26 protein-coding genes are annotated in these 26,686 nt (G+C 68.9%); 13 read left to right on the top strand and 13 right to left on the bottom strand.

From position 1 onward, the window contains the following. The 3 genes from P3W75_RS02955 to P3W75_RS02965 form a co-directional block, all read left to right on the top strand. Positions 1-1,656, top strand: a 1,656-nt coding sequence (locus tag P3W75_RS02955; RefSeq protein ID WP_276225883.1) for a GMC family oxidoreductase, incomplete at its 5' end; no start/stop codon positions are given. Positions 1,657-1,749: 93 nt separating this feature from the next. Then, the gene (locus P3W75_RS02960) at positions 1,750-2,331 is read left to right on the top strand and encodes a DJ-1/PfpI family protein (protein WP_276225884.1); all 582 of its coding nucleotides are present in this window, start codon (positions 1,750-1,752) and stop codon (positions 2,329-2,331) included. 32 nt (positions 2,332-2,363) lie between these two features. Next, complete coding sequence (locus tag P3W75_RS02965; RefSeq protein WP_276225885.1) at positions 2,364-2,666, top strand: ribbon-helix-helix domain-containing protein; 303 nt, start codon at positions 2,364-2,366, stop codon at positions 2,664-2,666. A gap of 241 nt (positions 2,667-2,907) precedes the next feature. Here the strand turns inward: P3W75_RS02965 and P3W75_RS02970 are convergent, their stop codons facing one another. After that, complete coding sequence (locus P3W75_RS02970) at positions 2,908-4,431, bottom strand: fumarate hydratase (RefSeq protein ID WP_276225886.1); 1,524 nt, start codon at positions 4,429-4,431, stop codon at positions 2,908-2,910. Positions 4,432-4,695: 264 nt separating this feature from the next. Here P3W75_RS02970 and P3W75_RS02975 point away from each other — a divergent pair, with 264 nt between their 5' ends. The 3 genes from P3W75_RS02975 to P3W75_RS02985 are packed head-to-tail and all read left to right on the top strand — an operon-like array spanning position 4,696 to position 7,570. Continuing rightward, positions 4,696-5,823 (top strand): GGDEF domain-containing protein, encoded by a 1,128-nt coding sequence (locus P3W75_RS02975; RefSeq protein WP_276225887.1) that lies wholly within the window; start codon positions 4,696-4,698, stop codon positions 5,821-5,823. After that, entirely contained in the window at positions 5,816-6,748 is a 933-nt protein-coding gene (locus P3W75_RS02980) for an iron-sulfur-binding ferredoxin reductase (RefSeq protein ID WP_276225888.1), read from the top strand. Before P3W75_RS02975 ends, P3W75_RS02980 begins: the two co-directional genes overlap by 8 nt. Before the next feature lie 48 nt (positions 6,749-6,796). Beyond that, positions 6,797-7,570, top strand: coding sequence for an enoyl-CoA hydratase-related protein (locus P3W75_RS02985; RefSeq protein ID WP_276225889.1), 774 nt, complete (start codon positions 6,797-6,799; stop codon positions 7,568-7,570). 630 nt (positions 7,571-8,200) lie between these two features. Here P3W75_RS02985 and pyk read toward each other — a convergent pair. The 3 genes from pyk to P3W75_RS03000 all read right to left on the bottom strand — a co-directional run bounded on the left by pyk (position 8,201) and on the right by P3W75_RS03000 (position 11,509). Further along, the gene (gene pyk, locus P3W75_RS02990) at positions 8,201-9,652 is read right to left on the bottom strand and encodes a pyruvate kinase (RefSeq protein WP_276225890.1); all 1,452 of its coding nucleotides are present in this window, start codon (positions 9,650-9,652) and stop codon (positions 8,201-8,203) included. Between the two features lie 54 nt (positions 9,653-9,706). After that, a complete protein-coding gene (locus P3W75_RS02995; RefSeq protein WP_276225891.1) occupies positions 9,707-10,636 on the bottom strand; it encodes a universal stress protein in 930 nt (309 codons plus the stop codon). 66 nt (positions 10,637-10,702) lie between these two features. Beyond that, positions 10,703-11,509 (bottom strand): tetratricopeptide repeat protein, encoded by an 807-nt coding sequence (locus P3W75_RS03000; RefSeq protein WP_276225892.1) that lies wholly within the window; start codon positions 11,507-11,509, stop codon positions 10,703-10,705. 99 nt (positions 11,510-11,608) lie between these two features. Here P3W75_RS03000 and P3W75_RS03005 point away from each other — a divergent pair, with 99 nt between their 5' ends. The 3 genes from P3W75_RS03005 (at position 11,609) to P3W75_RS03015 (ending at position 12,900) form a co-directional block, all read left to right on the top strand. Beyond that, the gene (locus P3W75_RS03005) at positions 11,609-11,980 is read left to right on the top strand and encodes a hypothetical protein (protein WP_276225893.1); all 372 of its coding nucleotides are present in this window, start codon (positions 11,609-11,611) and stop codon (positions 11,978-11,980) included. Positions 11,981-12,055: 75 nt separating this feature from the next. Further along, positions 12,056-12,481 carry a DUF4124 domain-containing protein gene (locus tag P3W75_RS03010; RefSeq protein ID WP_276225894.1) on the top strand — a complete coding sequence of 142 codons (426 nt, stop codon included), beginning with the start codon at positions 12,056-12,058 and terminating at the stop codon, positions 12,479-12,481. A gap of 59 nt (positions 12,482-12,540) precedes the next feature. After that, entirely contained in the window at positions 12,541-12,900 is a 360-nt protein-coding gene (locus P3W75_RS03015) for a PilZ domain-containing protein (protein ID WP_276225895.1), read from the top strand. A 272-nt stretch (positions 12,901-13,172) separates the two neighbouring features. On the opposite strand, the gene P3W75_RS03020 is transcribed toward P3W75_RS03015, so the two are convergent. The 7 genes from P3W75_RS03020 to P3W75_RS03050 form a co-directional block, all read right to left on the bottom strand. Continuing rightward, positions 13,173-14,504 carry a DUF58 domain-containing protein gene (locus P3W75_RS03020; RefSeq protein ID WP_276225896.1) on the bottom strand — a complete coding sequence of 444 codons (1,332 nt, stop codon included), beginning with the start codon at positions 14,502-14,504 and terminating at the stop codon, positions 13,173-13,175. Further along, positions 14,501-15,508 (bottom strand): AAA family ATPase, encoded by a 1,008-nt coding sequence (locus tag P3W75_RS03025; RefSeq protein ID WP_276225897.1) that lies wholly within the window; start codon positions 15,506-15,508, stop codon positions 14,501-14,503. The genes P3W75_RS03020 and P3W75_RS03025 overlap by 4 nt, the downstream gene beginning before the upstream one ends. After that, positions 15,505-16,779, bottom strand: coding sequence for a DUF4350 domain-containing protein (locus tag P3W75_RS03030; RefSeq protein WP_276225898.1), 1,275 nt, complete (start codon positions 16,777-16,779; stop codon positions 15,505-15,507). Before P3W75_RS03030 ends, P3W75_RS03025 begins: the two co-directional genes overlap by 4 nt. Beyond that, the gene (locus P3W75_RS03035; protein WP_276225899.1) at positions 16,776-18,347 is read right to left on the bottom strand and encodes a DUF4129 domain-containing protein; all 1,572 of its coding nucleotides are present in this window, start codon (positions 18,345-18,347) and stop codon (positions 16,776-16,778) included. Before P3W75_RS03035 ends, P3W75_RS03030 begins: the two co-directional genes overlap by 4 nt. Then, the gene (locus P3W75_RS03040; protein WP_276225900.1) at positions 18,334-19,317 is read right to left on the bottom strand and encodes a stage II sporulation protein M; all 984 of its coding nucleotides are present in this window, start codon (positions 19,315-19,317) and stop codon (positions 18,334-18,336) included. Before P3W75_RS03040 ends, P3W75_RS03035 begins: the two co-directional genes overlap by 14 nt. After that, positions 19,314-20,069, bottom strand: coding sequence for an RDD family protein (locus P3W75_RS03045; protein ID WP_276225937.1), 756 nt, complete (start codon positions 20,067-20,069; stop codon positions 19,314-19,316). The genes P3W75_RS03040 and P3W75_RS03045 overlap by 4 nt, the downstream gene beginning before the upstream one ends. Before the next feature lie 144 nt (positions 20,070-20,213). After that, a complete protein-coding gene (locus tag P3W75_RS03050) occupies positions 20,214-20,975 on the bottom strand; it encodes a hypothetical protein (protein WP_276225901.1) in 762 nt (253 codons plus the stop codon). Between the two features lie 119 nt (positions 20,976-21,094). On the opposite strand from P3W75_RS03050, the gene sbcB reads away from it, so the two are divergent. After that, on the top strand, positions 21,095-22,528 hold the full coding sequence (gene sbcB / locus P3W75_RS03055) for an exodeoxyribonuclease I (protein WP_276225902.1): 1,434 nt from the start codon (positions 21,095-21,097) through the stop codon (positions 22,526-22,528). A gap of 81 nt (positions 22,529-22,609) precedes the next feature. On the opposite strand, the gene mvaT is transcribed toward sbcB, so the two are convergent. Continuing rightward, complete coding sequence (mvaT, locus tag P3W75_RS03060) at positions 22,610-22,984, bottom strand: histone-like nucleoid-structuring protein MvaT (protein ID WP_276225903.1); 375 nt, start codon at positions 22,982-22,984, stop codon at positions 22,610-22,612. Between the two features lie 250 nt (positions 22,985-23,234). On the opposite strand from mvaT, the gene purU reads away from it, so the two are divergent. The 3 genes from purU to P3W75_RS03075 all read left to right on the top strand — a co-directional run bounded on the left by purU (position 23,235) and on the right by P3W75_RS03075 (position 25,467). Next, entirely contained in the window at positions 23,235-24,086 is an 852-nt protein-coding gene (gene purU / locus P3W75_RS03065) for a formyltetrahydrofolate deformylase (RefSeq protein ID WP_089389731.1), read from the top strand. A gap of 185 nt (positions 24,087-24,271) precedes the next feature. Further along, positions 24,272-24,457: a hypothetical protein gene (locus tag P3W75_RS03070; protein WP_276225904.1), complete on the top strand. Its 186-nt coding sequence runs from the start codon at positions 24,272-24,274 to the stop codon at positions 24,455-24,457. A gap of 26 nt (positions 24,458-24,483) precedes the next feature. Then, positions 24,484-25,467: a zinc-dependent alcohol dehydrogenase family protein gene (locus P3W75_RS03075; protein WP_276225905.1), complete on the top strand. Its 984-nt coding sequence runs from the start codon at positions 24,484-24,486 to the stop codon at positions 25,465-25,467. A 194-nt stretch (positions 25,468-25,661) separates the two neighbouring features. Here P3W75_RS03075 and P3W75_RS03080 read toward each other — a convergent pair whose 3' ends face one another. Continuing rightward, the gene (locus P3W75_RS03080; protein WP_276225906.1) at positions 25,662-26,663 is read right to left on the bottom strand and encodes a lysylphosphatidylglycerol synthase transmembrane domain-containing protein; all 1,002 of its coding nucleotides are present in this window, start codon (positions 26,661-26,663) and stop codon (positions 25,662-25,664) included. Positions 26,664-26,686 lie beyond the last annotated feature (23 nt).

The following is a 26,686-nucleotide window of genomic DNA, read 5'->3' on the forward strand; positions in this document are numbered from 1 at the left end:
ACTTACGACTACATCATCGTCGGCGCTGGTTCCGCCGGCTGCATCCTGGCCAGCCGCCTGAGCGAGTCCGGCGAGTACAACGTCCTGCTGCTGGAGGCCGGCGGCAAGGATTCCTCGCCCTGGTTCAAGGTGCCGGTGGGCTTCGCCAAGCTCTACTACAACCCGACCTTCAACTGGATGTACTACAGCCAGCCGCAGAAGCAGCTCGCCGGGCGCCAGCTGTACGCGCCGCGCGGCAAGGTGCAGGGCGGCTCCGGCTCGATCAACGCGATGATCTACGTGCGCGGCCAGGCCCATGACTTCGACGACTGGGCGGCGAACGGCAACGACGGCTGGTCGTTCAAGGAGGTGCTGCCGTACTTCCGCAAGCTGGAGTCGCACCCGCTGGGCGACAGCGAGTACCACGGCGCCAGCGGGCCGATCCGCATCAGCCCGATGAAGGGCCAGACCCACCCGATCTGCGACGCCTTCCTCAAGGGCTGCGGGGAGCTCGGCTACCCGCGCAGCGAGGACTTCAACGGCGCCGACTTCGAAGGCGCCGGCATCTACGACGTCAACACCCGCGACGGCCAGCGCTGCTCCAGCAGCTTCGCCTACCTGCACCCGGCGCTGGGCCGGCCGAACCTGAACATCGAGCGCCACGCCCAGGTGGAGCGTGTGCTGTTCGACGAGAACCGGCGCGCCGTCGGCGTGAGCCTCAGCCAGCATGGCGTGCAGCGCGAATTCCGCGCGCGCCGCGAAGTGATCCTGGCGGCCGGCGCGGTGGATTCGCCGAAGCTGCTGCAGCTGTCCGGCGTGGCCGACCGTGAGTTGCTGCGCCAGCATCGCATCCCGGAAGTGCTGCACCTGCCGGCGGTGGGCAAGAACCTCCAGGACCACCTGTGCGTCAGCTACTACTACAAGGCCAACGTGCGCACCCTCAATGACGACTTCGGCTCGCTGCTGGGCCAGGCGAAGCTGGGCCTGGAGTACCTGTTCACGCGCAAGGGCCCGCTGTCGATGAGCGTCAACCAGAGCGGCGGTTTCTTCCGCAGCGACGAAGGCCAGGCGCACCCGAACCTGCAGCTGTACTTCAACCCGCTGTCCTACCAGATTCCCAAGAGCAGCAAGGCCAGCCTCAAGCCGGAGCCGTACTCGGGCTTCCTGCTGTGCTTCAATCCGTGCCGGCCGACCAGCCGCGGCGAGGTGCGCATCGCCTCGAAGAACCCGGCCGACGCGGCGCTGATCGACCCCAACTACCTGAGCACGCAGAAGGACATCGACGAAGCCATCCAGGGCAGCCGGCTGATCCGCCGGATCATGAACGCCCCGGCGCTCAGGGCGGTAACCGTGGAAGAAGTGCTGCCGGGCGCGGCGGTGCAATCCGACGAGGCCATGCTGCAGTACTTCCGCGAGAATTGCGGCTCCATCTACCACCTGTGCGGCAGCTGCGCGATGGGCGCCGACCCGCAGTCCAGCGTGGTCGACCAGCGCCTGCGGGTGCACGGTGTCGAGGGGCTGCGCGTGGTCGATGCGTCGATCTTCCCCAACGTCACCTCCGGCAACACCAACGCGGCGGTGATGATGGTGGCGGAAAAGGGCGCCGACCTGATCCTCGAAGACGCTCGCCAAATGCAGGCCCAGGCCCAGGCGCCGGTGCAGCGCCTGGCGGTGTAGTAGCGGCCTATTACCCGCCCCGGCGGGGAGTGGCTAACCTGTCTGGCATGCCCGGCCGCCCATGGCCGGGCCCTTGCCCGGAGGAAGGCTGCGATGGCCGCGAAGAAGATCCTGATGCTGGTCGGCGACTACGCCGAGGACTACGAAACCATGGTGCCGTTCCAGGCGCTGCAGATGGTCGGCCACGTGGTCCACGCGGTATGCCCGGACAAGAAGGCGGGGCAGAGCGTGCGCACCGCCATCCACGATTTCGAAGGCGACCAGACCTACAGCGAGAAGCCGGGGCACAACTTCGCCCTCAACGCCGACTTCGCCACGGTACGCGCCGAGGACTACGACGCCCTGGTGATTCCCGGCGGCCGCGCCCCGGAATACCTGCGCCTGAACGCCAAGGTGATCGAACTGGTGCAGGCCTTCGACGCCGCGAAGAAGCCCATCGCCGCCGTCTGCCACGGCGCCCAGCTGCTGGCCGCCGCCGGCGTGCTCAAGGGCCGCGCCTGCAGCGCCTACCCGGCCTGCGCCCCGGAAGTGAAACTAGCCGGTGGCGAGTACGTGGACATCCCGGTGGACGCCGCCCACGTCGACGGCAACCTGGTCAGCGCCCCGGCCTGGCCGGCGCACCCGGCCTGGCTGGCGAAGTTCCTCGAAGTGCTCGGCACCCGGATCAGCCTGTAGACTGGCGTTCGCGTTTCAGAAGGAGGCAGCGCATGTGCGAGCTCTACGTGAAGGCCGACCCGATCCTCTACGAGTCGCGCTCGCGGTCCCTGCGCATTCGCGGCGTGGTCACCACGCTGCGCCTGGAGAACCAGTTCTGGGACATCCTGCGGGAGATCGCCGAGGTCGACGGCATGACCACCAACCAGCTCATCGCCAAGCTCTACGACGAGGTGATGGACTACCGCGGCGAGGTGGTCAATTTCGCCTCCTTCCTGCGGGTGAGCTGCACCCGCTTTCTGGCCCAGCGCCGCGACAAGGTCGTGGAATTGAGCCGGGTGCCGCGCAGCGCATAACCGTTCGCGGTTATCCGCCGGTGGCGTGGGCGCGGGGTTGGCGGCGGATAACGCCTGGGGCGTTATGCGCCCTACGGTTTCGCCGTTCGTAGGGCGGATAACCGTTCGCGGTTATCCGCCGATGGCGTGGGCGCGGGGCTGGCGGCGGATAACGCCCGGGGCGTTATGCGCCCTACGGTTTCCGCGGGCATGAAAAAGCCCGGCGCATGGCCGGGCTTTTTCATGGGGCGAAGGTGAAGGCTTACTTCACTTCCACCGCCAGGCTCTGGGCGATCTTGTCTTTCCAGATCGCCGGGCCGGTGATGTGCACCGACTCGCCGTTGGTGTCGACCGCCACGGTCACCGGCATGTCTTTCACTTCGAACTCGTAGATGGCTTCCATGCCGAGTTCGGCGAAGGCCAGGACCTTGGACTTCTTGATCGCCTGGGCCACCAGGTAGGCGGCGCCGCCGACGGCCATCAGGTACACGGCCTTGTTGTCCTTGATCGCCTCGATGGCGATCGGGCCACGCTCGGACTTGCCGATCATGCCCAGCAGACCGGTGCTTTCCAGGATCTGGCGGGTGAACTTGTCCATGCGGGTGGCGGTGGTCGGGCCGGCCGGGCCAACCACTTCGTCGCCTACCGGGTCGACCGGGCCGACGTAGTAGATGAAGCGGCCTTTCAGGTCCACCGGCAGTTCTTCGCCCTTGTTCAGCATGTCGACCATGCGCTTGTGCGCGGCGTCGCGGCCGGTGAGCATCTTGCCGTTGAGCAGGATGGTCTCGCCCGGTTTCCAGCTCTGCACTTCTTCCGGGGTGATGCTGTCCAGGTTCACGCGGCGCGCGCTCGGGCCGGCTTCCCAGACGATTTCCGGGTAGGCGTCCAGCGACGGCGCTTCCAGTTCGGCCGGGCCGGAGCCGTCGAGCACGAAGTGGGCGTGACGGGTGGCGGCGCAGTTGGGGATCATGCACACCGGCAGCGAGGCGGCGTGGGTCGGGTAGTCCATGATCTTGACGTCGAGCACGGTGGTCAGGCCGCCCAGGCCCTGGGCGCCGATGCCCAGCTGGTTGACCTTGTCGAACAGCTCGAGGCGGATTTCCTCGATGCGGTTCTGCGGGCCGCGCGCCTTCAGCTCGTGGATGTCGATCGGGTCCATCAGGACTTCCTTCGCCATCACCGCGGCCTTCTCGGCGGTACCGCCGATGCCGATGCCGAGCATGCCCGGCGGGCACCAGCCGGCGCCCATGGTCGGGACGGTCTTCAGCACCCAGTCGACGATCGAGTCGGACGGGTTGAGCATGGCCATCTTCGACTTGTTCTCGGAGCCGCCGCCCTTGGCCGCGACGTCCACTTCCACGGTGTTGCCGGGAACGATGGAGTAGTGGATCACCGCCGGGGTGTTGTCCTTGGTGTTCTTACGCGCGCCGGCCGGGTCGGCCAGGATGGAGGCGCGCAGGACGTTCTCCGGCAGGTTGTAGGCGCGACGCACGCCTTCGTTGATCATGTCGTCGACGCTCATGGTGGCGCCGGCCCAGCTCACGTCCATGCCGACGCGGACGAACACGGTGACGATACCGGTGTCCTGGCAGATCGGGCGGTGGCCGGTGGCGCACATGCGCGAGTTGATCAGGATCTGCGCCATGGAATCGCGGGCGGCCGGCGATTCTTCGCGCAGGTATGCCTCGTGCATGGCCTGGATGAAATCGACCGGGTGGTAGTAGGAGATGAACTGCAGGGCATCGGCGACGCTCTGGATGAGGTCGTCTTGCTTGATCACGGCCATGGAGCACGGTCCTCTTCAGGCAGGAATGTCAGGCGGGAAAGCCGGGCGGGTAATTCTGGCGGCGGTGCCGCGTGCCGAGCGCGTCCGGTCAGGCACCGGCGCAAAAAGGGCGCCGTAGTATAGCGCCGAGCCCACTCCCGGCGCACGCGCCGGCGATCCGACCTTGGTCGGCAGGGGCGGCTAGCGCCCACATTCCGGCCGGCTAGGCAGGGTTGGGCTTTGATAGTACAGTGAAGGCCAGGTGCCATTACGGGACGGAGCCCCATGAGCACACCGAGTACACCGCTGAAGCAGCGCGCCCTCCAGAAACTCCTTCTCAGGCGGTTCGGCATGGCCCTCGGCACCTACGCGATGGCCCTGCTACTGCTCTGGCTGACGGTGATCGGCGACTTCTATCACGGATCGATGGCGCTGGCCGCCGGCGCCACCCTGGGCGCGATGGCCAGCCAGGCGGTGTTCCTCTGGCTGTTCGCCAGCGGCCGCAACCAGCGCTTCGTCGACGCCAGCCTGACCGAGCCACAGGTGCTGGTGGCGCTGCTCTGGAACACCTTCTTCCTCGCCCATGTCGACAGCGTGCGCGGCACCCTGGTGGTGCTCTACGTGCTGATCCTGCTGTTCGGCGTGTTCCAGCTGCACCCACGGGTGTTCGCCCGCTGCGCCGGGCTGACCTTCATCCTGTTCGCCGGGCTCAACCTCAGCGAAGCCTTCCTGCAGCGCCTGGAGCTGCCCAAGCAGGCGATCCTGCAACTGCTGGTGTTGTTCATCGTGCTGGTCTGGCTGACCCTGTTCGCCGGCTACGTGCAGGCCCTGCGCCAGCGCATGCGCCAACGCCGCTACGCGTTGCAGGCGCACCAGGACACCCTGCGCGGGATGATGCGCCAGCTGGAAGACCTGGTAGCCACCGACGAACTCACCGGGCTGTTCAACCGCCGGCACTTCCTGCGCCTGGCCAGCCGCGCGCTGGAGGAAATGAGCCTGGGCCACAAGCACGGCCTGGCGCTGATCGACCTGGACCACTTCAAGCGCATCAACGACGTGCACGGCCACTCCGCCGGCGACCGTGTGCTGCAGACCTTCGCCGCCGTGGCGCGGGCCTGCCTGCGCGAGGGCGACGTGCTGGCGCGCTACGGCGGCGAGGAGTTCGTCCTGCTGCTGCCGCACGCCGACAGCGACCGCCTCACCGCCTGCTGCGAACGCCTGCGCCAGGCCTACGCGGCGGCCGAGCCGATGGGCGTGAAGGTGGAGGTGCTCAGCCTGTCGGCGGGCATGACCCTGCTCGAAGGCGGCGACGATCTCGACGAGGCCTTGCAGCGGGCCGACCAGGCGCTCTACCGTGCCAAACGCAGCGGACGCAATCGCTGCGAAGCGGCATGGGAGGAGCTCGATGCCTGAATTACGCGCCGGCGGCCAGCTCTGCGAGGTGGCCGCCGGCAGCAACCTGCTGGACGCCCTGCGCGGCGCGGGGATCGCCATTCCCTTCAGCTGCCGCGCCGGCAGTTGCCACGCCTGCCTGGTGCGCTGCACCCGCGACGGCCTGCTCGACGCCCGCCCCGAGGCGCTGGACGCCGCGCGCCGCGCCGAGGGCTGGCGCCTGGCCTGCCAGTGCCGGGTGCAGGCGGACAGCACGGTGGAGGTGTTCGACCCGCTGCGCGACGGCCTGCCGGCGACGGTGGCCGAGCTGCACTGGCCGGCCGCCGACATCCTGCGTCTGCGGGTGCAGCCGCAACGCCCGTTGCGCTATAGCGCCGGCCAGCACCTGGTGCTGTGGCACGGCGAGGTGGCGCGGCCGTATTCCCTGGCCAGCCTGCCCGGCGAGCCGTGGCTGGAATTCCACATCGCCTGCCAGGCGCCCGGCGCCTTCTGCGACGCCGCGCGCAACCTGCGGGTGGGCGACGAGCTGCGCCTGGGCGAGCTGCGCGGCGGCGCGCTGCACTACGACCCCGAGTGGCAGGAGCGGCCGTTGCTGCTGCTTGCCAGCGGCACCGGCCTGGCGCCGCTGTGGGGCGTGTTGCGGCAGGCACTGCAGGCCGCGCACCAGGGGCCGATCCGCCTGCTGCACCTGGCGCGCACCCCGGCCGAACACTACCTGGCGGCGGAGCTGGCGGCGCTGTCGGCGGCCCACCCGGACCTGCAGGTGAGCCTGGCGCTGCCGGCCGATCTGGACGCGCATCTGGCGCAATTCCGTCTTGTCTCGCGGCGCAGCGTCGCCTTACTCTGCGGCCAGCCCGCCAGCGTCGAGCGCTTCGCCCGCCACCTGTACCTGGCCGGGGTGCCGCGCGGCCAGACCCTGGCCGACCTGTTCCTCTCCCACGCCTGAGCCGGGCCGCAGAGCCCAGCCGCCAAAGCCTGCTGCCAAGGAGTTGCCATGAGCCAACAGATTCTCGTCGAGCGCGAACAGGGCCTGCTGAGCCTGCGCCTTAACCGCGCGGACAAGATGAACGCGCTGACCCGGGAAATGTACGCGGCCCTGGCCGACGCCCTGGAGGCCGCCGAGATCGACCGCGACGTGCGCGCGGTGCTGATCGCCGGCGACGCCGAGTGCTTCACCGCCGGCAACGACATCCACGATTTCCTCCAGCACCCGCCCAGCGGCTCGGACAGCCCGGTGTTCCGCTTCATGCGTGCGCTCATGGAGTTCAGCAAGCCGGTGCTGGCGGCGGTGGCCGGCCCGGCGGTGGGCATCGGCACCACCCTGCTGCTGCACTGCGACCAGGTCTTCGTCGCCCGTGGCGCCAAGCTGAAGATGCCCTTCGTCAACCTCGGCCTGTGCCCGGAGTTCGGCTCCAGCTTCCTGGTGCCGCGCCTGCTCGGCCACGTGCGCGCCGCCAGCCTGCTGATGCGTGGCGATGGCTTCAACGGCGAGCAGGCGGTGGCCTACGGCATCGCCAACGAAGCGCTGGCCGACGGCGCCGCCGCCCTGCAGCGCGCCCGCGAGGTCGGCCTCGGCCTGCAGGCGCTGCCGCCGGCGGCCCTGGCGCTGAGCAAGCGCCTGCTCAAGGCGCCGTACATCGAGCAACTGCGCCAGGTGGTGGCGGAGGAGGGCGAGCTCTTCGTCCAGCGCCTCAGCTCGCCGGAAGCCCTGGAGGCCCTGAGCGCCTTCACCCAGCGCCGCCAGCCGGACTTCTCGCGCCTCGCCTGAGCCCGCCGACTGCCCACAGAAACTGTGGGCAGAACTGTGCATAACCTTGGGGTCAACCGGCCGGGCGCCCGCCCGGCCTGGGCTGCGCACGGTTGTGCGGTATTTGACCCGCCGTGCCCCGCGTGGCCCCCGCAAGGTGCCGCAAGTGCCTGATTCCGTTGGATTGTCCTACACCTGGTCGCGCGCCATGGGCGTGCGATCAGCGCACGGCGCTTGCCCACAATAACTGTGGGAAGGCCTGTGGATAAGCTTGGGGCGAATGGGCGCGAGGCGCGTGGTTGCTGGCTTTGCGCGGGGTGTTCGGCGTTTGCTCAGACTAACCGTTTGCGGTTATCCATCGTGACCTGTGGTGCGAATGGGACGGCGGATAACGCTTGGGGCGTTATGCGCCCTACGGGGAAGGCGTGGGTGGTTGGTTCAGGGTAGGGCGAATAACCGTTCGCGGTTATCCGCCGTGGCCGGCGCTGCGAATGGGACGGCGGATAACGCTTGGGGTGTTATGCGCCCTACGGCCCTCGCTATCTATCCGGGAGTAGGAGCGGGCCATGCCCGCGATCGCGCGCATGGCGCGCTCCTACGCCGGAAAGACAAAGGCCGCCCGAAGGCGGCCTCTGCCGGACAACTCGCCGGTCAGACCAACAGGTCGCCCACGTGCAGCACCTTCATGGTGTTGGTGCCGCCCTGGGTGGTGTAGCTGTCGCCCTTGGTCAGGATCACCCAGTCACCCTTGGTCACCACGCCACGCTGCAGCAGCGCGTCGACGGCTTCCTGGCTGACCCGCTCCGGCGGCAGCGCGGCCGGGTCGAAGGGGATGGTCTCGACGCCGCGGAACAGCGCCACGCGGGCCTGGGTTTCGCGGTGCGGGGAGTAGGCGAAGATCGGCACCGAGGAACGGATGCGCGACATGATCAGCGGGGTGTAGCCACTCTCGGTCAGGCAGATGATCGCCTTGATGCCGGGGAAGTGGTTGGCGGTGTACATGGCCGCCAGGGCGATGCTCTCGTCGCAGCGCTCGAAGGTCTGGCCCAGGCGGTGGCTGGACTTCTTGGTGGTCGGGTGCTTCTCGGCGCCGGCGCAGATGCGCGCCATGGCCTGCACGGCCTCCACCGGGTACTCGCCGGCGGCGCTCTCGGCCGAGAGCATCACGGCGTCGGTGTAGTCGAGCACGGCGTTGGCCACGTCGGAGACTTCCGCGCGGGTCGGCATCGGGTTGTGGATCATCGACTCCATCATCTGGGTCGCGGTGATCACCGCCTTGTTGTAGCGGCGCGCGTGCAGGATGATTTTCTTCTGGATGCCCACCAGCTCGGCGTCGCCGATTTCCACGCCGAGGTCGCCGCGCGCCACCATGACCGCGTCGCTGGCGCGGATCAGGCCGTCCAGCGCCTCGTCGTCGGCCACCGCTTCGGCGCGTTCGATCTTGGCCACCAGCCAGGCGCTGCCGCCGGCTTCGGTGAGCAGGCTGCGGGCGTATTCCATGTCCTTGGCGTCACGCGGGAAGGACACGGCGACGTAGTCCAGGTCCATGCTCGCGGCCAGCTTGATGTCGGCCTTGTCCTTGTCGGTCAGGGCCGGCGCGGTGAGGCCGCCGCCACGGCGGTTGATGCCCTTGTGGTCGGACAGCGGGCCGCCGATCAGCACCTTGCAGACCAGTTCGTCGGCTTTGACTTCCTCCACGCGCATCACGACGCGGCCGTCGTCCAGCAGCAGTTCGTCGCCCACGCCGCAGTCCTTGACCAGGTCCGGGTAGTCGATACCGACGATTTCCTGGGTGCCGGCGTCGCGCGGGTGGCTGGTGGAGAAGCGGAAGCTGTCGCCGACCGCCAGTTCGATGCGCTTGTTGGCGAACTTGGCGATGCGGATCTTCGGCCCCTGCAGGTCGCCGAGCAGGGCGACGAAGCGGCCGTGCTTGGCGGCCAGGTCGCGGACCAGCTGGGCGCGGGCACGGTGCTCGTCGGGCGTGCCGTGGGAGAAGTTCAGGCGGGCGACGTCGATCCCGGCGAGGATCAGTTGCTCCAGAACTTCAGGGGAATTGCTGGCTGGGCCGAGGGTGGCGACTATCTTGGTGCGGCGGACGGACATGCGGGACTCCTTGGAAGACGAGCGGGCCGGCGGACGGGTCGGCCCGGCGCCATCTTACCCCTTTTCCGATGACGGTTCGCGGGCGGGCTTGAGCACCAGCAGGTCGCACTCGATTTCTTCCAGCACGCGCTCGGCGGTATGGCCGATCAACGCGCTCTCCAGCTGGCCACGGGCCACCGCGCCCATCAGCAGCAGGTCGATGCCCTGGGCGCGGACGAACTCGGGAATCACTTCCTCGGGGAAACCCTGCAGCAGCCGGGTGCGCTCGCGCAGCATGGCCGGGTGCGCCGCCAGCAGCGCGTCGAGGGCCTGGCGGTGCTGGGCCTCGACGGCCTTCAGGTGTTCTTCGTAGTTGCCCAGCAGCTGGGCGTCGAAGGCCAGGGTCTGCGGCAGCGCCATGAAGGCGTGCAGGAAGTTCGCCCGCAGGCCCAGGCGCCGTTGCAGTTCCAGGGCGGCGGCGATCAGCTTGCGGTCCAGTGCCGCCGGTTTGTCACTTTCATGCAGGGGGTCGAGGGCGGCGCACAGCTCGCGACCCTCCCAGCCGCCATGGTGGACCAGCCACAGCGGCGCCTCGCACTGGCGAATCAGCTGCCAGTCGGTGTTGGTCAGGAACAGCCGCTTGAGCAGGCCGTGGCGGCTGCTCGACTTGAGCACCAGGTCCGGCTGGTGCTCGGCCACGGCGGCGAGGATCTCGCGGTACAGCGGCTTGCCCCAGCGCGTGTGGCAGCGCGTGTCGATGCCGGCCTGGCGCAGCGGCGCGGCCAGTTTCTCGAGCCAGTCCAGACGCTCGGCCTGCTGCAGGATGCGTACCCGCTCCAGCTCGCGCTGGGGGATCAGCAGGCCGTTGTCCAGCGCCGGGTTGTAGTCGCATACCAGCAGGCTGACGCTGGCGCCGCCGCGTTCGGCGATCCACTGGGCGCGGGTGAGGGCGGGCTGGTCGTCGCGGGTGGGGTCGACGACCACCAGCAGGTGCTGCAGTTTCATGCTCGGCTTCCTCGCTTGGCTGGCTGCCATTGCAGTGCAAGCGTAGCCGGCGTGGCTTGATTTGGGTCAGTTGCCGGTCTGGTTCAGCGCCTGGTCGAGGTGGCGCGCCGCCTTGTTCGCCAGGTCGCCGCTGGGGTAGTCGAGCAGCAACTGGCGCAGGTAGCCGATGGCCTTGTCACGGCTGCGCCGGGGGTTGTCCGCGGCCATGTACATCAGGCCCAGCTGGTACAGCGCCTTCTGCCGGATGTCCGGCGGGATGGCCGGGTCGTTGACGGCCAGCAGGTACAGCTGCTCGGCCTCGCCGACGCGGTCCTTGAGCACCGCGCGGCGCGACAGCAGGGTCATGTCCGGGTCGAGGCTGGGCTTGTTGAGGTCGAGGTTCTGCTGCGGCTTCCAGGTCGCCAGCAGCTCGCGGGCGTTCTTCTGCACCGGCTCTTTGGCGCGCTGGCGGATCACCAGGATGCGCGCGTCGGCGTGGCTGGCGGCGGCGGTGCCGGGGAACTCGCGGTCGATGCGCTGGAAGTAGTCCAGGGCCTTGGCGTCGTTGCGCTGGTCGTTGTAGCGGCTCATGTAGATCAGGCCGATCTGGTACAGGGCGATGGCGCGCACGTCGGGGCTGTAGCGGCTATTGTCGTAACCGGTGAGGTAGAGCTTCTCCGCCTCGGCGCTCTTGCCGTCGCGGATGGCCTGGGCGCTGTAGGTGAGCAGGTCGCCTTCCTCCTCTACCGCGGCGGTCATGCGGTCGCTCTTGAGCTTCTTGTACTCGGCGACTTCGCCGGTGGTGACCTGGGCGACGAACAGCGGCGTGGTCGGCGAGCAGGCGGCCAGCAGGACCAGCAGCGCGGCCAGGGGCAGGGCGGGGGACGAACGCATGGCATCTCCTTGGCCGGGGCGTGTTCCCTCGGCAGTCTAGTGACGCCCTTCAGCGCGGCCAAGGCGCGCCGATACAGTTCCCAACGGAGGATATGCCCCATGCGAATACTGTGCGTCCTGGCCCTGGCGGCGAGTGTTACCGGCTGCAACAGCTGGTCGACCAACAAGAACCTGGACAACGCCTACCGCGCCTACGACCGTGGCGACTGTTCCCAGGTGATGCTCGAACTGTCGCGCACCGAGCGCGTCAGCCGCGCGCGCCCCTGGCTGCAGCCGGAAATCTCGATGCTCCGCGGCCTGTGCCTGGAACGCGAGAAATACTATGTCGACGCTGCGCAGACCTACACTTTCATCATCGCCCGCTACCCGACCAGCGAATACGCCTACCGGGCCAAGGCGCGGCTTGAGACACTACGGCTCAACGGCCGCACGTCCGCCGACGGCGCGCAGCCGTCGCCGGCGCGTCCCTGACCAGCGGTCGTCGTCGCCTCGAGCGGCAGGGCCGCTCGCTATGCTCAGGTTTCCGGCTCCCGGTAGGAGGTTCCGATGCGTTTGCTGCTGTGCCTGTGCGCAGGCCTGGCTCCCTTGCTGGCTTCGGCCGACATCTATCGCTGGACCGACGCCCAGGGCAAGGTGCATTTCAGCGCGACCCCGCCGCCCGGCGCGCAGCGCGTCGAGGTGAAGCCGCAGGTGGTCGAGCGCGACGCCGCCACCCGCGAGCGCGAGGAACGCACCCGCCAGTTCTATGAGGCGCGCACCCAGGAGCAGGCCAGCGCGAACTCGCGCGCCGCCGAGCAGCAGGCCAAGGTCGACGCCCAGTGCGCGCAACTGCGCGACCAGTTGGCAACCCTCGAACACGGCGGGCGCTACTATTCCACGGATGCAAGCGGCGAGCGCGTCTACTATACCGATGCACAGATAGACACCGCTCGTCGTTCCCTGGCCGCGAGGCTGGAGCAAGGCTGCCGTTAACGCTGGCTCTTGAGCGACGGTATGGTCATACTGAACGGACCTCATAGCGAATAGCCATTATGCGTCATCAACGACACATAGAGCGCCATCAGCTGCCGTACTACCTGAAGGTGTTCAATAGCATCACCGACAAGCCCATGGGTTACCTGGGGAACGTCTCGCTGGACGGTATGCTGCTGATCAGCCAGCTGCCGATGCTGGTGGGCGGGCGCTTCGACATGCGCCTGAAGATTCCCGGGCAGGACGGCAAGGTCCAGCACATCGACTTCACCGGCACCTGCCAGTGGTGCCGCGAGGACGTGACGCCGGGCAACTTCGACTCCGGGTTCAGCCTGCTGGCGCCACCGGCGGAGTACGTCGAGCTGGTCGACGCGCTGCGCCGTTATTTCAGTTTTCGCCGCCAGGTGGAGTCGGTGTGAAGCGCAGGATGCGCTGAACCGACCTGGGCGGTAGTGAACGGCAGGAAACAGCACGATTCGCTCCTACACCCGTGCTTCCCTGAAACCGTAGGAGCGGACTCCGTCCGCGATTCGGCGGATAACGCCGTAGGCGTTATGCGCCCTACGGGGTCAATCGGCGTGCGTCATGGTTTCCAGCAGACGTAGGGCGGATAACCGTTCGCGGTTATCCGCCGTTGGCCGCAGCGCCGGTGCCCGAGGGAAATGGCGGATAACGCCGTACGGGTCGTCCGTCACAGCGCTCCCGCGCGCTTCCAGCCCAGGTAGCGGCTGACCAGTTCCGGCCCCAATTGGCTGGGCCTGGCGTCCAGCACCGGCACGCCGTTGGCCAGGAGTTTCTCGTGCAGGCCGGCGCGGGCGTTCAGGTAGTCCAGCGCGCCGCAGTAGGTCAGCGCTTCCTCGTAACCCTGCACCGGGGCCTGGCGCAGGTCGTCGAGGATTTCCTCGCGCAGGCTGGCCACCAGCACCCGGTGCTGGCGCCCCAGATGGCGCACCGCCGCCAGCAGCTGTTCATCGTCTTCGTCGCGCAGGTTGGTCACCAGCACCACCAGCGCGCGGCGGCGCTGGCGCGCGAGCAGGGCCTGCACCGCCGCCGCGTAGTCGGCCGGGCGCTGGCTGCTGTCGAGGTCGTAGACGGCGTTGAGCAGCGCGCCGAGTTGGGCGTTGCCCTTGGCCGGCGCCAGGTGCCGCGGGCGTTCGCCGGCGAAGGTCTGCAGGCCCACCGCGTCGCCCTGGCGCAGGGCCACGTAGGCGAGCAGCAGGCTGGCGTTGAGGGCGTGGTCGAAGTGCGAGAGGTCGCCATCCTTGCTGCGCATGTGGCGGCCGCAGTCGAGCAGGAAGAGGATCTGCTGGTCGCGCTCGTCCTGGTATTCGCGGGCGATCGGCGTGCGCTTGCGCGCGGTGGCCTTCCAGTCGATCTGGCGCAGGGTGTCGCCGTCGCGGAACTCGCGCAGCTGGTGGAACTCCAGGCCCAGGCCGCGACGCTGGCCGGGGCGCACGCCGATGCGGCTGAGCCAGTGGTCCACGGCCATCAGCTCGGCGCCGTAGATGCGCGCGAAGTCGGGGTACACGCGGGTTTCGTCGCGGCTTTCGAGGAACCGCCGGCCGCGCCACAGGTGCAGCGGGCTGGGCAGTTCCAGTTCGCAGCGCGGCAGCACGAAGTGGCCGCGTTGCAGCGGGCGCACGCGGTAGCCGAGCTGGGTGACTTCGCCGGGGCGCAGTTCCACGGCCTGGGGCAGGTGCTCGAAGGCCATGCCCGCCGGCAAGTGGTCGAACAGGGTCACCCGGGTGCCCTGGCGCAGGCCGTGGTGCAGGCTCAGGCGCACCTCGCTCCAGCGCCCCAGCGGCAGGTTGCCGGCCAACTGGCGTTGCAGGCGCGGGGTGGGCAGGCGGCGCAGCCACAGGGCGTCGGCCAGGGCCAGGCCGAGCAGTGCCAGCAGCAGGCCCCACCAGAGCTGCTGCAACCAACCCGGCGGCGGGCTGCCGAGCGCCGTCGCGCTGCCCAGGGCGAGGGCGGCGACGGCGAGCACGGCGAGCAGCGCGAGCAGGGCGCGCGACGGCTTCATAGGCGCGGCGCCGGTACCTGGTCGAGCAGTTGTTGCAGCACCTGGTCCACCGACAGGCCTTCGATATCCAGCTCCGGCGACAGCCGCACGCGGTGGCGCAGCACGGCCAGGGCGCAGCCCTTGACGTCATCCGGGATCACGAAGTCGCCGCCGCGCAGCAGCGCGCGGGCGCGGGCGCAGCGCACCAGGGCGATGGACGCGCGCGGCCCGGCGCCGAGCGCCAGGCCCGGCCAGTTGCGGGTGGTGCGGGCGATGCGCACGGCGTAGTCGAGCACCTGATCGTCGATCGCCAGGTCGGCGGCGATCTTCTGCAGCGCCAGCACGTCCTTGTCCTTGAGCAGCGGGCGCAGCGGCGCCACGTCGAGCATGTCGCTGCGCGCCGAGCGGGTCACCTGGCGCACCAGGGTCTGCTCCTCGGCCTCCTGCGGGTAGTCGATGCGCAGCTTGAGCATGAAGCGGTCCAGCTCGGCTTCTGGCAGCGGGTAGGTGCCTTCCTGCTCGATGGGGTTCTGCGTGGCCAGCACCATGAACGGCTGCGGCACCGCCAGGGCGCGGCCCTCCAGGGTCACCTGGCGTTCCTGCATCACTTCCAGCAGCGCCGCCTGGGTCTTGGCCGGCGCGCGGTTGATCTCGTCGGCCAGCAGCAGGTTGGTGAACACCGGGCCCTTGCGTAGCTTGAACTGCTCGCTGGCGAGGTCGTACACGGCGTGGCCGGTGACGTCGCTGGGCATCAGGTCGGGGGTGAACTGGATGCGCGCGAAGGCGCCGTCGAAGCAGCGCGCCAGGGCGCGCACCAGCAGGGTCTTGCCCAGGCCGGGCACGCCTTCGATGAGCACGTGGCCGCCGGCCAGCAGGGCGGTGAGCACGTCGTCGATCACCCCGCTCTGGCCGATCAGGGCCTTCTGCAGTTCGTGGCGCAGCGCCTGGGCCAGCTGGCTGGCGCGCTGGCGCTGGGCGGCCGGGTTGGCGGGGGTGGCGCTGGGTTCGGGCGTCTGTTCGCTCATAGGGCATTCCTGAGGCTTTGCAGGTTGGCGACCTGGCGGGTGAATTCGGCGGCGCTCATGCGTGGCGCCGGGTAAGGCCGCATGGCCTGGCTGATGGCGCTGACCGGCAGGCGCGTCATGCGCCCGAGCAGCTGCCATTGTTCGGCGATCGGCAGGCGATCGAAGCCCGGCTGGCGTTGCCGCGCGCGGCGCAGCACGTCGCGCTGCAGGCCTTGCACCAGGGCCACGTGGCCGCGCTGGCGGAGCAGGAAGTCGGCGCCGGCGCGCAGGTGTTCGACCAGTTGCCGGCGCGCGCGGCTGGGCACCGGCTGCAGCGGGCCCTGGCGCATGCCGGCGCGCCACAGGGCCAGCGCCAGGAGCAGGGCGAGGGCCAGCAGGGCCTGGGGATAATTGCGCAGCAGCAGGTTCAGCAGGCTGTCGCCGTCAGCGCGGTAGACCAGGGTGACGGCGCTGTCCTGGGTCAGGTACCAGAGCAGCCAGGCGTTGTCGTAGTGGTCGAGGTTGGCGGTCTGCCAGATCCAGTTGTCGGTCAGCACCGTGACCAGGCCGTCGCCCAGCTGCAACTGCAGCAGGTGGGTGGCGTCGTGGCTGTTGGCCCAGGCGTAGGCGAGGTTCTTCGCGTCGTACAGGTGGTACTCGGTGTCGAAGTCGACGTAGGCCGGCGCCTGCTCGTTCTCCAGGTAGAGCTTGGTCAGGTCCGGGTAGTCGTCTTCTTCCGCGGCCTTGGCCTCGTCGGCCGCGGCGGGGGCGTCGGCCGGTTCGCTGCCCTTGGGCGGCGGCACGCTGCGCGGCGGGCTGGGCTCGTTGCCGGCGTCGGGTTTGTCCGGGCCGGCCGGGGTGCTCTTGTCGAGGTCCTCGGTGAGGTACTGCTGGACGCCCAGCGGGTCGAGCAGCAGGTCGCCGCTCTTGCCGTCCTTGTCGTCCCACAGGCGTTCGGCGGTGACGATCAGGTGGCCGCCGCGCCGGGCCCAGTCGAGCAGCTGGCGGCTCTGGCTGGGCGTGACGTTCTCGCGGGTGCCCAGCAGGATCAGGGTGTTGCCGCGCGCGGGCAGGCCGTCGAGAACCTCCAGGCCCTTGGCGCTGGCGACGTGCAGGCCGCGCCCGCGCAGGAAGCGCTCGGCGGCCAGGTAGGGATTGGCGCGCGCCTCGGGGGAGGGGCCGTGCTCGACTTTCTCCGGGTAGGGGCGCAGGTGCTGGTAGAGGTACCAGGCCACGGCGGCGCCCACCACGACCAGCAGCAGGCCGAGCAGCCAGCGGGTCGAGCGGCTCATGCCTGCGCCCCCTGGCCGAACAACCGGCGCCAGCCGTCGCACAGGCTCGGCCGCGACGTGGCGGCGGGCAGGCGGTGGCCGTAGGCGAGGGCCTGCCAGTGGCCGGTCAGCTCGCGGGCGTAGTCGTCCAGTTCGGGCCGTTGCAGGTCTTCCACCTGGCTCAGCACTTCGCCTTCGGTGCTGGAGTCGCGCAGCGGCAGGCGGTAGTCATGCAGCAGGCGGCTGAGCAGCGCGCGGTAGAGCAGGCCGAGGGCGGCGCGCGGCTGTTCGTCCCAGAGCCGTTCGGCTTCGCTGGCGATGTCTTCGGGCAGGCTCTGCGGTGTCAGTTCCAGGCCGAACAGCACGCTCGGAGCGCTGCGTGGCGGGCGTTGCGGCAGGCCCAGGCGCCCGGCGAACAGGCGCAGCCATTCGCGGTAGCGCCACAGCAGCAGCGCCACGGCGGCGATCAGCGCGGCCCACAGCAGCGCCTGCAGCGATTGCACGATGAAGCCCAGCGGGCGCCAGTGGCCGAGGGCGTCGAAGAACGCCTTGAGGTCGTCCTGGTTGCCCTTGGCGGTCTTTTCCCTGGCCGGGTCGCCCAGGCGCCAGCGGGTCAGCGTCTCGCTGTTGCGGAAGGGCGGGGCGTCGAGCAGCGCCTGCACCGACTGCCGCGACTGCTCGCTGGTCAGTTTCTGCTGCAGCAGGCGCGGCGCTTCCGGGCCGTTCGGGTCCTGGTTGGGCAGCGGGCAACTGCTGGCGCTTTCCGCCGCCCAGCCGTGCCCGGCGGGCAGCATGGCGAGGGCGCCGGCGAATACCAGCAGCAGGGCGTAGGCGCTGCCGACCAGGCGTTGGCGCAGGCGGCGGAACACCAGTTCGATGTCCCAGGCCTCGAGTTCGGTGCGGCGGTTCAGGTAGAGGCTGAAACCGCAGGCCACGTAGACCGGCTCCCAGACCACCAGGGCCAGGGCGTAGAGCAGGTTGGACAGGTGCTCCAGCCATTGCCAGTCGCCTTGCAGGGCGTTGAGCAGGGCCTGCCATTTCCAGTCCGACAGCCATTGCTGCGGCAGCAGCAGGTAGAGCAGCGCCATCAGCCCCAGGTACAGCGCCAGCTCGAAGTGCATGCCGATCACCGTCAGCCAGGTGGCGCCGCCGGCGTTGCGCTGGCCCAGCACCACCAGGCGCTGGCCGCGCGCCGCGCCGGACAGGCCTTCGAGCTGCTGCACCGGCAGGTCGAAGCTGCGCGTCGGGCTGAAGCGCCGCCACAGCAGGCTGGGCAGCAGCTGGCGCTTGAGCAGGCCGGGGTAGGCGCGCAGGGCTTCGCCCAGGCTCGGGGTGTCGCCGAACAGGGCGCGGGAGAGGATGTACAGCGGCAGGCGCTCGAAGGCCGGCTTGAGCCACCAGAAGATCAGGATGGCCAGGCTGGAGTAGTCCCACAGCAGCAGGCTGAGCAGGGCGAATACGGGGAGGGTCAGCAGCGCCCAGCTGGCCATCAGCAGGCCGGCGTGGCGGCGCGCCAGCAGCACGCCGAGGTCCAGCGCTTCCCAGGCGCTGCGCGGGCGGATCGCCACGCTGGCGTCAGTCAGGCGCATGGCGTTGGCGTCCAGCGAACAGGAAGTAGCTGCCGACCAGCAGCCAGAGTGCGGCGCCCACGGCGTACTTGACCGTCGCCGGGAAGCGCGTGAGCGAGGACCAGTAGCCCTCGATGAAGGCCGCGATCAGCAGCAGCAGGATCACCCCGGCGACCAGGCCGATGGCCTTGGCCGCCGCCTGGCGCAGTGCCTCGCCCCGGCTCAGGCGGCCGGGGGCGAGCAGCGCCCAGCCGAGCTTGAGGCCGGCGGCGCCGGCGAAGCTGATCGCGGTCAGCTCGAAGGCGCCGTGGCCGATGACGAATGACCAGAAGGTCTGCACGTAGCCGATCTGCGTCAGGTGGCCGGCCACCGCGCCGATCATCAGGCCGTTGAAGAACAGGAAGAACAGGCTGCCGAGGCCGAACAGCAGGCCGCTGGCGAAGGTCTGGAAGGCGATGCCGATGTTGTTCATCACGTAGAACGCGAACATCTGCCAGTTGTCTCCGGCGCCGCGCTCGCCGAGCGGGCCCAGGCGGCTGGCGTCGGGGGCGTACATGGTCTCCATCTCGGCCACCCGCTCGGGGCTGAGCAGGCTGTAGACCAGGTCGGGGAAGCAGTACACCAGCACGCCCATCAGCAGCAGGCTGCCGTAGAACAGCAGGCTGGCCAGGGCGATGACGCGCCACTCCTCGCGCACCAGGCGCGGGAAGCCGGCGAGCAGGAAGCCGAGCAGGCGCGCGCCGAGGTGGCTGCGGTGTCGGTAGAACTGCTGGTGGCCGCGCATGGCCAGTTGCTGCAACTGGTCGATCAGGTGGCCGCTGTAGCCGCGGTCCTGGGCCAGGGCCAGTTGCTGGCAGATGGCGCGGTAGTCGGCGGCGAAGTCGCCGGCGCGGGTGGACTCCTCGCGCTTGCCGCCTTCCAGTTGTTCCAGGCGCTTGGCGAAGCGCTTCCAGTCGTTGCGGTGGCGCTGTTCGAAGAGGCTCTGCTTCACGAGGCCAGGCCTCCGCCGAGCAGGCCGCTGGCGATGCCGGCCAGGCGCGCCTCGGCCTGCGCCGGGGGCACGCCCAGGGGCTCGGCGAGAATCCCGGCGAGCTCTTCGCGGCGTGCCGCCGAGAGCCCGCCGGCGCGTTCGCTGAAGCCGGTCACGGCGCGTTGCTCGGCCAGGCTCAGCGGGCACGGCGGCAGCAGCGGCGGCACCTGCGGCACGGAGGGCCGGGTGGGCGCCGGGTCGCGGTAGATCACCAGGGTGCCGGCGGCGAGGTCGCCCAGGCGCTTGAACGCCGGGTTGGACAGGCAGGCCAGCAGGCCCAGGGCGTAGCCGAACGGCAGGATGTCGGCGAAGCGCAGCAGGTTGCGCAGCAACGAGGCCGACCAGCCCACCGGCGTGCCGTCGTCATGGACCACGCGCAGGCCCATCACCTGCTTGCCCGGCGAGCGCCCCTGGTTGAGCACTTCGAACAGGACCATGTACCACCAGGTGACGAGGAAGGTGAGCAGCAGGCCAAGGCCGGTGCCGAGCTGGCCGAGGAACGCCAGCAGGATGTACATCACCAGCATCAGCAGGACGCGGATGCCGAGGTCGATCAGGTAGGCCAGGCCACGCGCCACCGGCCCGGCCGGGCGCAGCAGCAGGTCGATGCCTTCCGGGGTTTCCACCTGGTAGCGGGTATCCAGCGGCGGGCTGGCGGGACGGGGTGGCGCGGCGGCGATCAAGGGCTTGGCGGTCGCATGAGGGAAAGTCAGATGCTAGGGGCTGTTACCGTTTCAGCGCAAGCCGCGTTGCCGCGCAACCCGAAGGGCTCCGTCGCGGCCGCGCTGAAACGGTAACAGACCCTACTGCGCCGCCCGTCGAGGCAACAAGGGCGGCGGGCATTTCCAGGTGGTGTCTCAGTTGGCCGGCGGCGACACGCCGAAAATGGTGCGGTAGAGCACGCCGAGGGCGATGAAGGCCAGCGGCAGCGTCCATACCAGCCCGATCATCAGCGGGATGGCGCTGACCAGCAGGATCAGGCCGAGCGCGACGAACAGGCCGAAGACCTTGAACCAGTGTTGGCCGATGGCTTTGCGCGACGCCTCCATGGCCTTCCACGGCGACAGCCCGCGCTCGACCACCAGGGGGATCGCCAGGGCGTAGGACACGCCCAGGTAGATGCCCGGCAGCAGTAGCAGGAAAATGCCGACGTAGGTCAGGCAGGTGACGGCAAGGCCGGTGATGAGCAGCGGGGTGAACAGGCCGAAGTAGGCGAACATCTCGTTGATGGTCGCCGGCTGCTCGGCGGCGCGGCGAATGCCGATCATGTTCAGCCCGGCCAGCAGCGGGTAGCAGAGCGCGCCGGCGAACACGCTGACGAGGATCTCCAGTGGACCGCTGCCGCTCGCCGATTCGTGGATCACCCCGAGCAGGGCGAGGACGAAGGCGATGATGAAACTGAGCAGGTTGACCGCCACGCCGTAGATGATCGCCGCGACCACCAGCGTGCCCTTCATGCCCTTGACCTTGTGCCAGGCCTCGCCGATGACCTCGCCGATGCGGAAGTCGTAGCCTCGGGCGAGGATCTCTTCGATGCTGGCGGTCGCGGCGGCGGGCTGTTCGCGCTGCAGTTGACTGGTGGGCGTGGCGTAGGGGTTTTGCTCGAATTCCTGGCTCATGTGACCGAATCCCTGGTGATGATGGAAGGAAATGTCCCTACACCATAGCCGATGGCCAGCCCCCGGGGCAGTGCCGGAGGAGGGTGGTAGACTGCCCGGCCAGGCCAAGGGAGAGCGCCATGACCGCCAGCATCTTCTGGTACGACTTCGAAACCACCGGCATCGACCCGCGCCGCGACCGCCCGCTGCAGGTCGCCGGCATCCGCACCGACGAGGCGCTCAACGAGATCGAGGCGCCGCTGAATTTCTACTGCCGGCCCAGCGACGACATCCTGCCGCACCCGGCGGCTTGCGTGATCACCGGCATCACCCCGCAGCGCCTGGAAGAGCAAGGCCTGGGCGAAGCCGAGTTCATGACCCGGCTGCACGCCGAGCTGTCGCGGCCAGGCACCTGCGTGGCCGGCTACAACACCCTGCGTTTCGACGACGAGGTCACCCGCTACAGCCTCTACCGCAACTTCTTCGACCCCTACGCCCGCGAGTGGCAGGGTGGCAACAGCCGCTGGGACCTGATCGACATGGTGCGCACGGCCTACGCCCTGCGCCCGGAAGGCATCGAGTGGCCGCGCAATGAAGAGGGCGTGGTGTCGCTCAAGCTGGAGCGCCTGACCCAGGCCAACGGCCTGGAGCACGGCCAGGCCCACGACGCGCTGTCCGACGTGCGCGCGACCATCGCCCTGGCCCGGCTGATCCGCCAGCGCCAGCCCAAGCTCTACGACTTCCTCTACCGCCTGCGCGGCAAGCATGCGGTGCTCGACCAGATACAACTGCTCAAGCCGCTGGTGCACGTCTCCGGGCGTTTCTCGGCGGCGCGCGGCTACGTTTCGCTGGTGCTGCCGCTGGCCTGGCACCCGCGCAACCGCAACGCCCTGATCGTCTGCGACCTCGGGCTGGACCCGGCGCCGCTGCTGGCACTGGACGCCGAGACCCTGCGCCAGCGTCTCTACACCCGCCGCGAGAACCTGGCCGAGGGCGAGCTGCCGGTGCCGCTGAAGCTGGTGCACGTCAACCGCTGTCCGGTACTGGCGCCCATGGCGGTGCTGCGCGAGCAGGACAGCCAGCGCCTGGGCATGGACCTGGAGCTCTATCGCCAGCACGAGCGCACGCTGCTAGAGCAACGCGGCGCCTGGCAGGACAAATTGGCGCCGATATATGCCGAAGAAGACTTCGCCGGCGTGGACGATCCGGAACAGCAGCTATATGACGGATTTATTGGCGACCGCGATCGCCGGCTTTGCGAACAGGTACGCAATGCCGACCCGGTTCGCCTCGGCAAAGAACAATGGCCATTCGACGATCCGCGCCTGCCGCCGCTGTTGTTCCGATATCGGGCGAGGAATTTCCCCGAAACTTTGTCGGTGGATGAGCAGGCGCAATGGCGGGAATTCTGCCGCTGCCGGCTGATGCTCCCGGAGTACGGCGCGCCCAATACCCTGGCGAACTTCGAAGTGGCGCTCGCCGAACAGCTGGAAAAATCCCCGGAGGCCGCGGGCGGCGTGCTGCAAGAGTGGCAACGATACGTGCAGAACTTGCGCGGGCGTTATCGCCTGTAGTGTCCGCTTATATTCAATGGGCAATAAAAAACGCCAGCCAAAGCTGGCGTTTGCTGCAATCGTCCGCTGACCGCGACGGGCTCAACCCAGCAGGGTGGCCCAGCTCTCGACGGTGTCGGCGCCCCACTTGGCCTTCCATTCCTTGAGGGTCTTGTGGTTGCCGCCCTTGGTCTCGATGACTTCGCCGTTGTGCGGGTTCTTGTATTGCTTGACCTTGCGCGCGCGCTTGCTGCCGGTGCCCTTGGCGGCGCGCGGCGCCTTGCCGACTTTGGCATCCGGATCGAGCAGGGCGAGAACATCGCGCAGGGACTTGCCGTAGCTGCCCATCAGCGCGCGGAGTTTCTCTTCGAACTCCAGTTCCTTCTTCAGCTTGTCGTCTTTTTCCAGGGACTTGAGGCGCTCTTGAAGTTCCTTGATGGCTTCTTCGGTGGCGCGGTACTCATTGATCAGCGACATGTCGGGGTACCTTGTCTTGAGGTCAAGCGTTGACGAAATATTAGTGCCACCAATAATAGTCAGCGAAGTTGTTCAAGTAAACCGCGCTGCAAAGTTTTGTCGTTACATGTCGGAATATTTAAGTTGTCGCGCAAATTTCATTTGCGCCGCAATTAGGCCTGGCCACGATAGGCGCCGGGCGGCGCGTGTCGCGGTTTTCCCGGGCAGCCGCTAGAATGGCGGCCTTCGCGAAGTATCTGGAGCTACACCCATGCGCACTTTCCGACTGGTGATCGCCTGTCCCGACGGGGTCGGCATCGTCGCCAAGGTGAGTAATTTCCTGGCCACCTACAACGGCTGGATCACCGAGGCCAGTCACCACTCCGACAACGACAACGGCTGGTTCTTCATGCGCCACGAGATCCGCGCCGACTCGTTGCCGTTCGACCTCGACGGGTTCCGCCAGGCCTTCGCCCCGATCGCCCGCGAGTTCAACATGGTCTGGCGCATCACCGATTCGGCGGTGAAGAAGCGCGTGGTGCTGATGGCCAGCCGCGAATCGCACTGCCTGGCCGACCTGCTGCACCGTTGGCACAGCGGCGAGCTGGACTGCGAGATTCCCTGCGTGATCGCCAACCACGACGACCTGCGCAGCATGGTCGAGTGGCACGGCATCCCGTACTTCCACGTGCCGGTGGACCCGAAGAACAAGCAGCCGGCCTTCGACGAGGTGTCGCGGCTGATCGACGAGCACCAGGCCGACAACGTGGTGCTGGCGCGCTACATGCAGATCCTGCCGCCGGACCTGTGCCAGAAGTACCGCCACCAGGTGATCAACATCCACCACAGCTTCCTGCCCTCGTTCATCGGCGCCAAGCCGTACCACCAGGCGTCGCTGCGCGGCGTGAAGCTGATCGGCGCGACCTGCCACTACGTCACCGAGGAACTCGACGCCGGCCCGATCATCGAGCAGGACGTGGTGCGCGTCAGCCACCGCGACAACGTCGAAGAGATGGTGCGCCTGGGCAAGGACGTGGAAAAGATGGTGCTGGCGCGCGGTTTGCGCTATCACCTGGAAGACCGCGTGCTGGTGCATGACAACAAGACCGTGGTGTTCGACTGAGAACCTGTCCACGATCTGCTGCGCGTCGGCATAACTGCGTTAAAAACAGGCGAGCGATGCTCATTTAGCGGACTAAACTGCGCTCACTCGCCCGTTTCTGCCTTGTTCTGCTCTAGCTCGCGAGATCGTGAACAGGCCCTGAGCCCCGCCGGCCGGGCGAACCCGCTTTGCAGGAGAGCCCGGCCATGTCCGACCAGAAAGCCCCCGGTACCGCCACCCCGCCGCCCACCCTGGGCGAAGGCTGTACCAGCCGTTACGACCTCGACGCCCTGAGCGAGGACGACGGCACCGAGTTCCCCGGCGCCGCCGAACTCTGGCGCGAATTGCAGAATGACGGGGCGCCCCCCGAGGTGCCGCCGAAGAAGCCCTAGCCGATTCGCCCGTGTGGAGGTGACCCATGCGCGCCATGCTGCTCGAACAGGTGGGCCAGCCGCTGCGACTGCGCGAGCTGCCCGTGCCGCAACCCGGTCCCGCCGAGCTGCGCGTGCGCGTGGCGGCGTGCGGGGTGTGCCGTACCGATCTGCACGTGGTCGACGGCGAACTGCCGGCGGCGCCGCTGCCGGTGATCCCCGGTCACGAGATCGTCGGCTATGTCGATGCGCTGGGCGCGGAGGTCGAGGGCTTCGTCCTCGGCCAGCGAGTCGGCGTGCCTTGGCTGGGGCACACCTGCGGCCAGTGCCCGGCCTGTACCCAGGGCCGGGAAAACCTCTGCGAGGCGCCGCAGTTCACCGGCTATACCCGACCGGGCGGCTACGCCGAATACGTGGTGGCCGACGCGCGCTTCACCTTCGCCCTGGGCGAGGAAGGTGACGACGCGGCGTTGGCGCCGCTGCTCTGTGCTGGGCTGATCGGCTGGCGTTCGCTGGTCAAGGCCGGCGAGGGCCGTCGTCTGGGGCTCTACGGTTTCGGCGCGGCGGCGCACATCGTCTTGCAGGTGGCGCGTTGGCAGGGGCGTGAGGTCCACGCCTTCAGCCGCCCCGGCGATCACGCTGCCGAGGCGTTCGCGCGCTCCCTGGGCGCCGCCTGGGCCGGCCCGTCCGACCAGGCACCGCCGCAGCCGCTGGATGCGGCGATCATCTACGCCCCGGCCGGCGAGCTGGTGCCCACTGCCTTGCGCGCCGTACGCAAGGGGGGGAGGGTGGTATGCGCCGGCATCCACATGAGCGACATTCCGAGCTTCCCCTATTCGATCCTGTGGGGCGAGCGTGAGTTGCTCTCGGTGGCCAACCTGACCCGCCGCGACGGCCTGGAGTTCTTCCCGGTCGCCGCCCGCGCCGGGGTGCGCACCGAGGTGCGGCGCTACCCGCTGGAGCAGGCCAACCAGGCGCTGGACGACCTGCGTCACGGTCGCTTCCAGGGGGCGGCGGTGCTGGTGCCGTAAAGGGCGGAGGCTTGCGCGGAGGCCGCTCCTGCGAGACGCCGTGCCTGTCCGTACGGCAGGAGCAACTGTTTACCGACTGCGCCGAGGGGCTTTTCCCCGGATGGATTGAGCTTGCGATACCCATCGGATCATGGCGATGGGGTTGCCAGGGAGCGCAGGAGCGGGCTTGTCCGCGATAGCCGGAGGCTCCGGCGCTAGGCGTCGCGGTTGCGCAGGCCGATCAGGCGGCGCAGCAGCGGGCGCCCGGCCATCAGCGCGAACACCGGTGCGCCGGCCACCAGGTAGAAATAGTAGGTCACCACCCGCCAGATCAGGATGGCCGCGGCCGCCGTCGGCTTGCCCACCAGCGGGCTGAGCAGCGCCAGCGAGGTCAACTCGGTGCCGCCGGCGCCGCCGGGCAGCAGCGTGGCCAGGCCGGCGGCCAGGGACAGCAGCTGGATCAGGAAGGTCCAGGCCCAGTGCAGCTCCACGCCCATGGCCAGCAGGATCATGTAGAGCACCGAGAAGCGCAGCAGCCAGTGGCAGCTGGTGAGCAGGAACACCAGCAGCAGGCGCCGGCGCGGTTGCTTGAGGCTGGTGACGATGCTGTCGCGGAAGTGCAGCAGCTTGCGCGCCCAGTGCAGGCGCCGCCGCGGGCCGACGCCCAGGCGCGCCAGCAGGCGGCCGTTGGCGCGGATCACCCGGCGCTGGAAGCGCGCCAGCAGCACCACGCCGGCCAGGATGCCGCCGAGCAGCACCGCGCTGACCAGCAGCGAGGCTTCCAGGCTCGGGCTCAGGCTGTGCGACAGCGTGTAGCAGAGCACCACCAGCAGCGCGCTGAGGAAGAACAGCAGGTCGCTCAGTTGGTCGACCGCGAAGATCGCGCTGCTCTGCGCCGGGCGCAGGCCGCGGCGGGCCAGCAGGGCCATCAGGGTCAGCGGCGCGCCGCTGCCGCCGGGGGTGGCGTAGAAGGCGAACTCCGAGGCCATGACGATGCCGATCGACTGGCGCTGGCTCAGCGGGCCGGCGCGTCCGGCGAGCAGCACGCGCAGCTTCTGGGCGTTGATCAGCCAGCACAGCAGGATCATGCCGAGCATCAGCAGCAGGCTGTCCAACGGGTAGCTGGCCAGCTGCGCGAGCATCGGCCGGCCGCCCAGCACCAGCGGCACCAGCGAGGCGCCGAGCAGGGCCACCAGCAACCACCAGGCGCGGCTCATGGACGCGCTCCGGGGAGTTTGGA

This window comes from Pseudomonas citronellolis (assembly GCF_029335315.1).
Taxonomy (GTDB): Bacteria; Pseudomonadota; Gammaproteobacteria; order Pseudomonadales; family Pseudomonadaceae; genus Pseudomonas; species Pseudomonas citronellolis_A.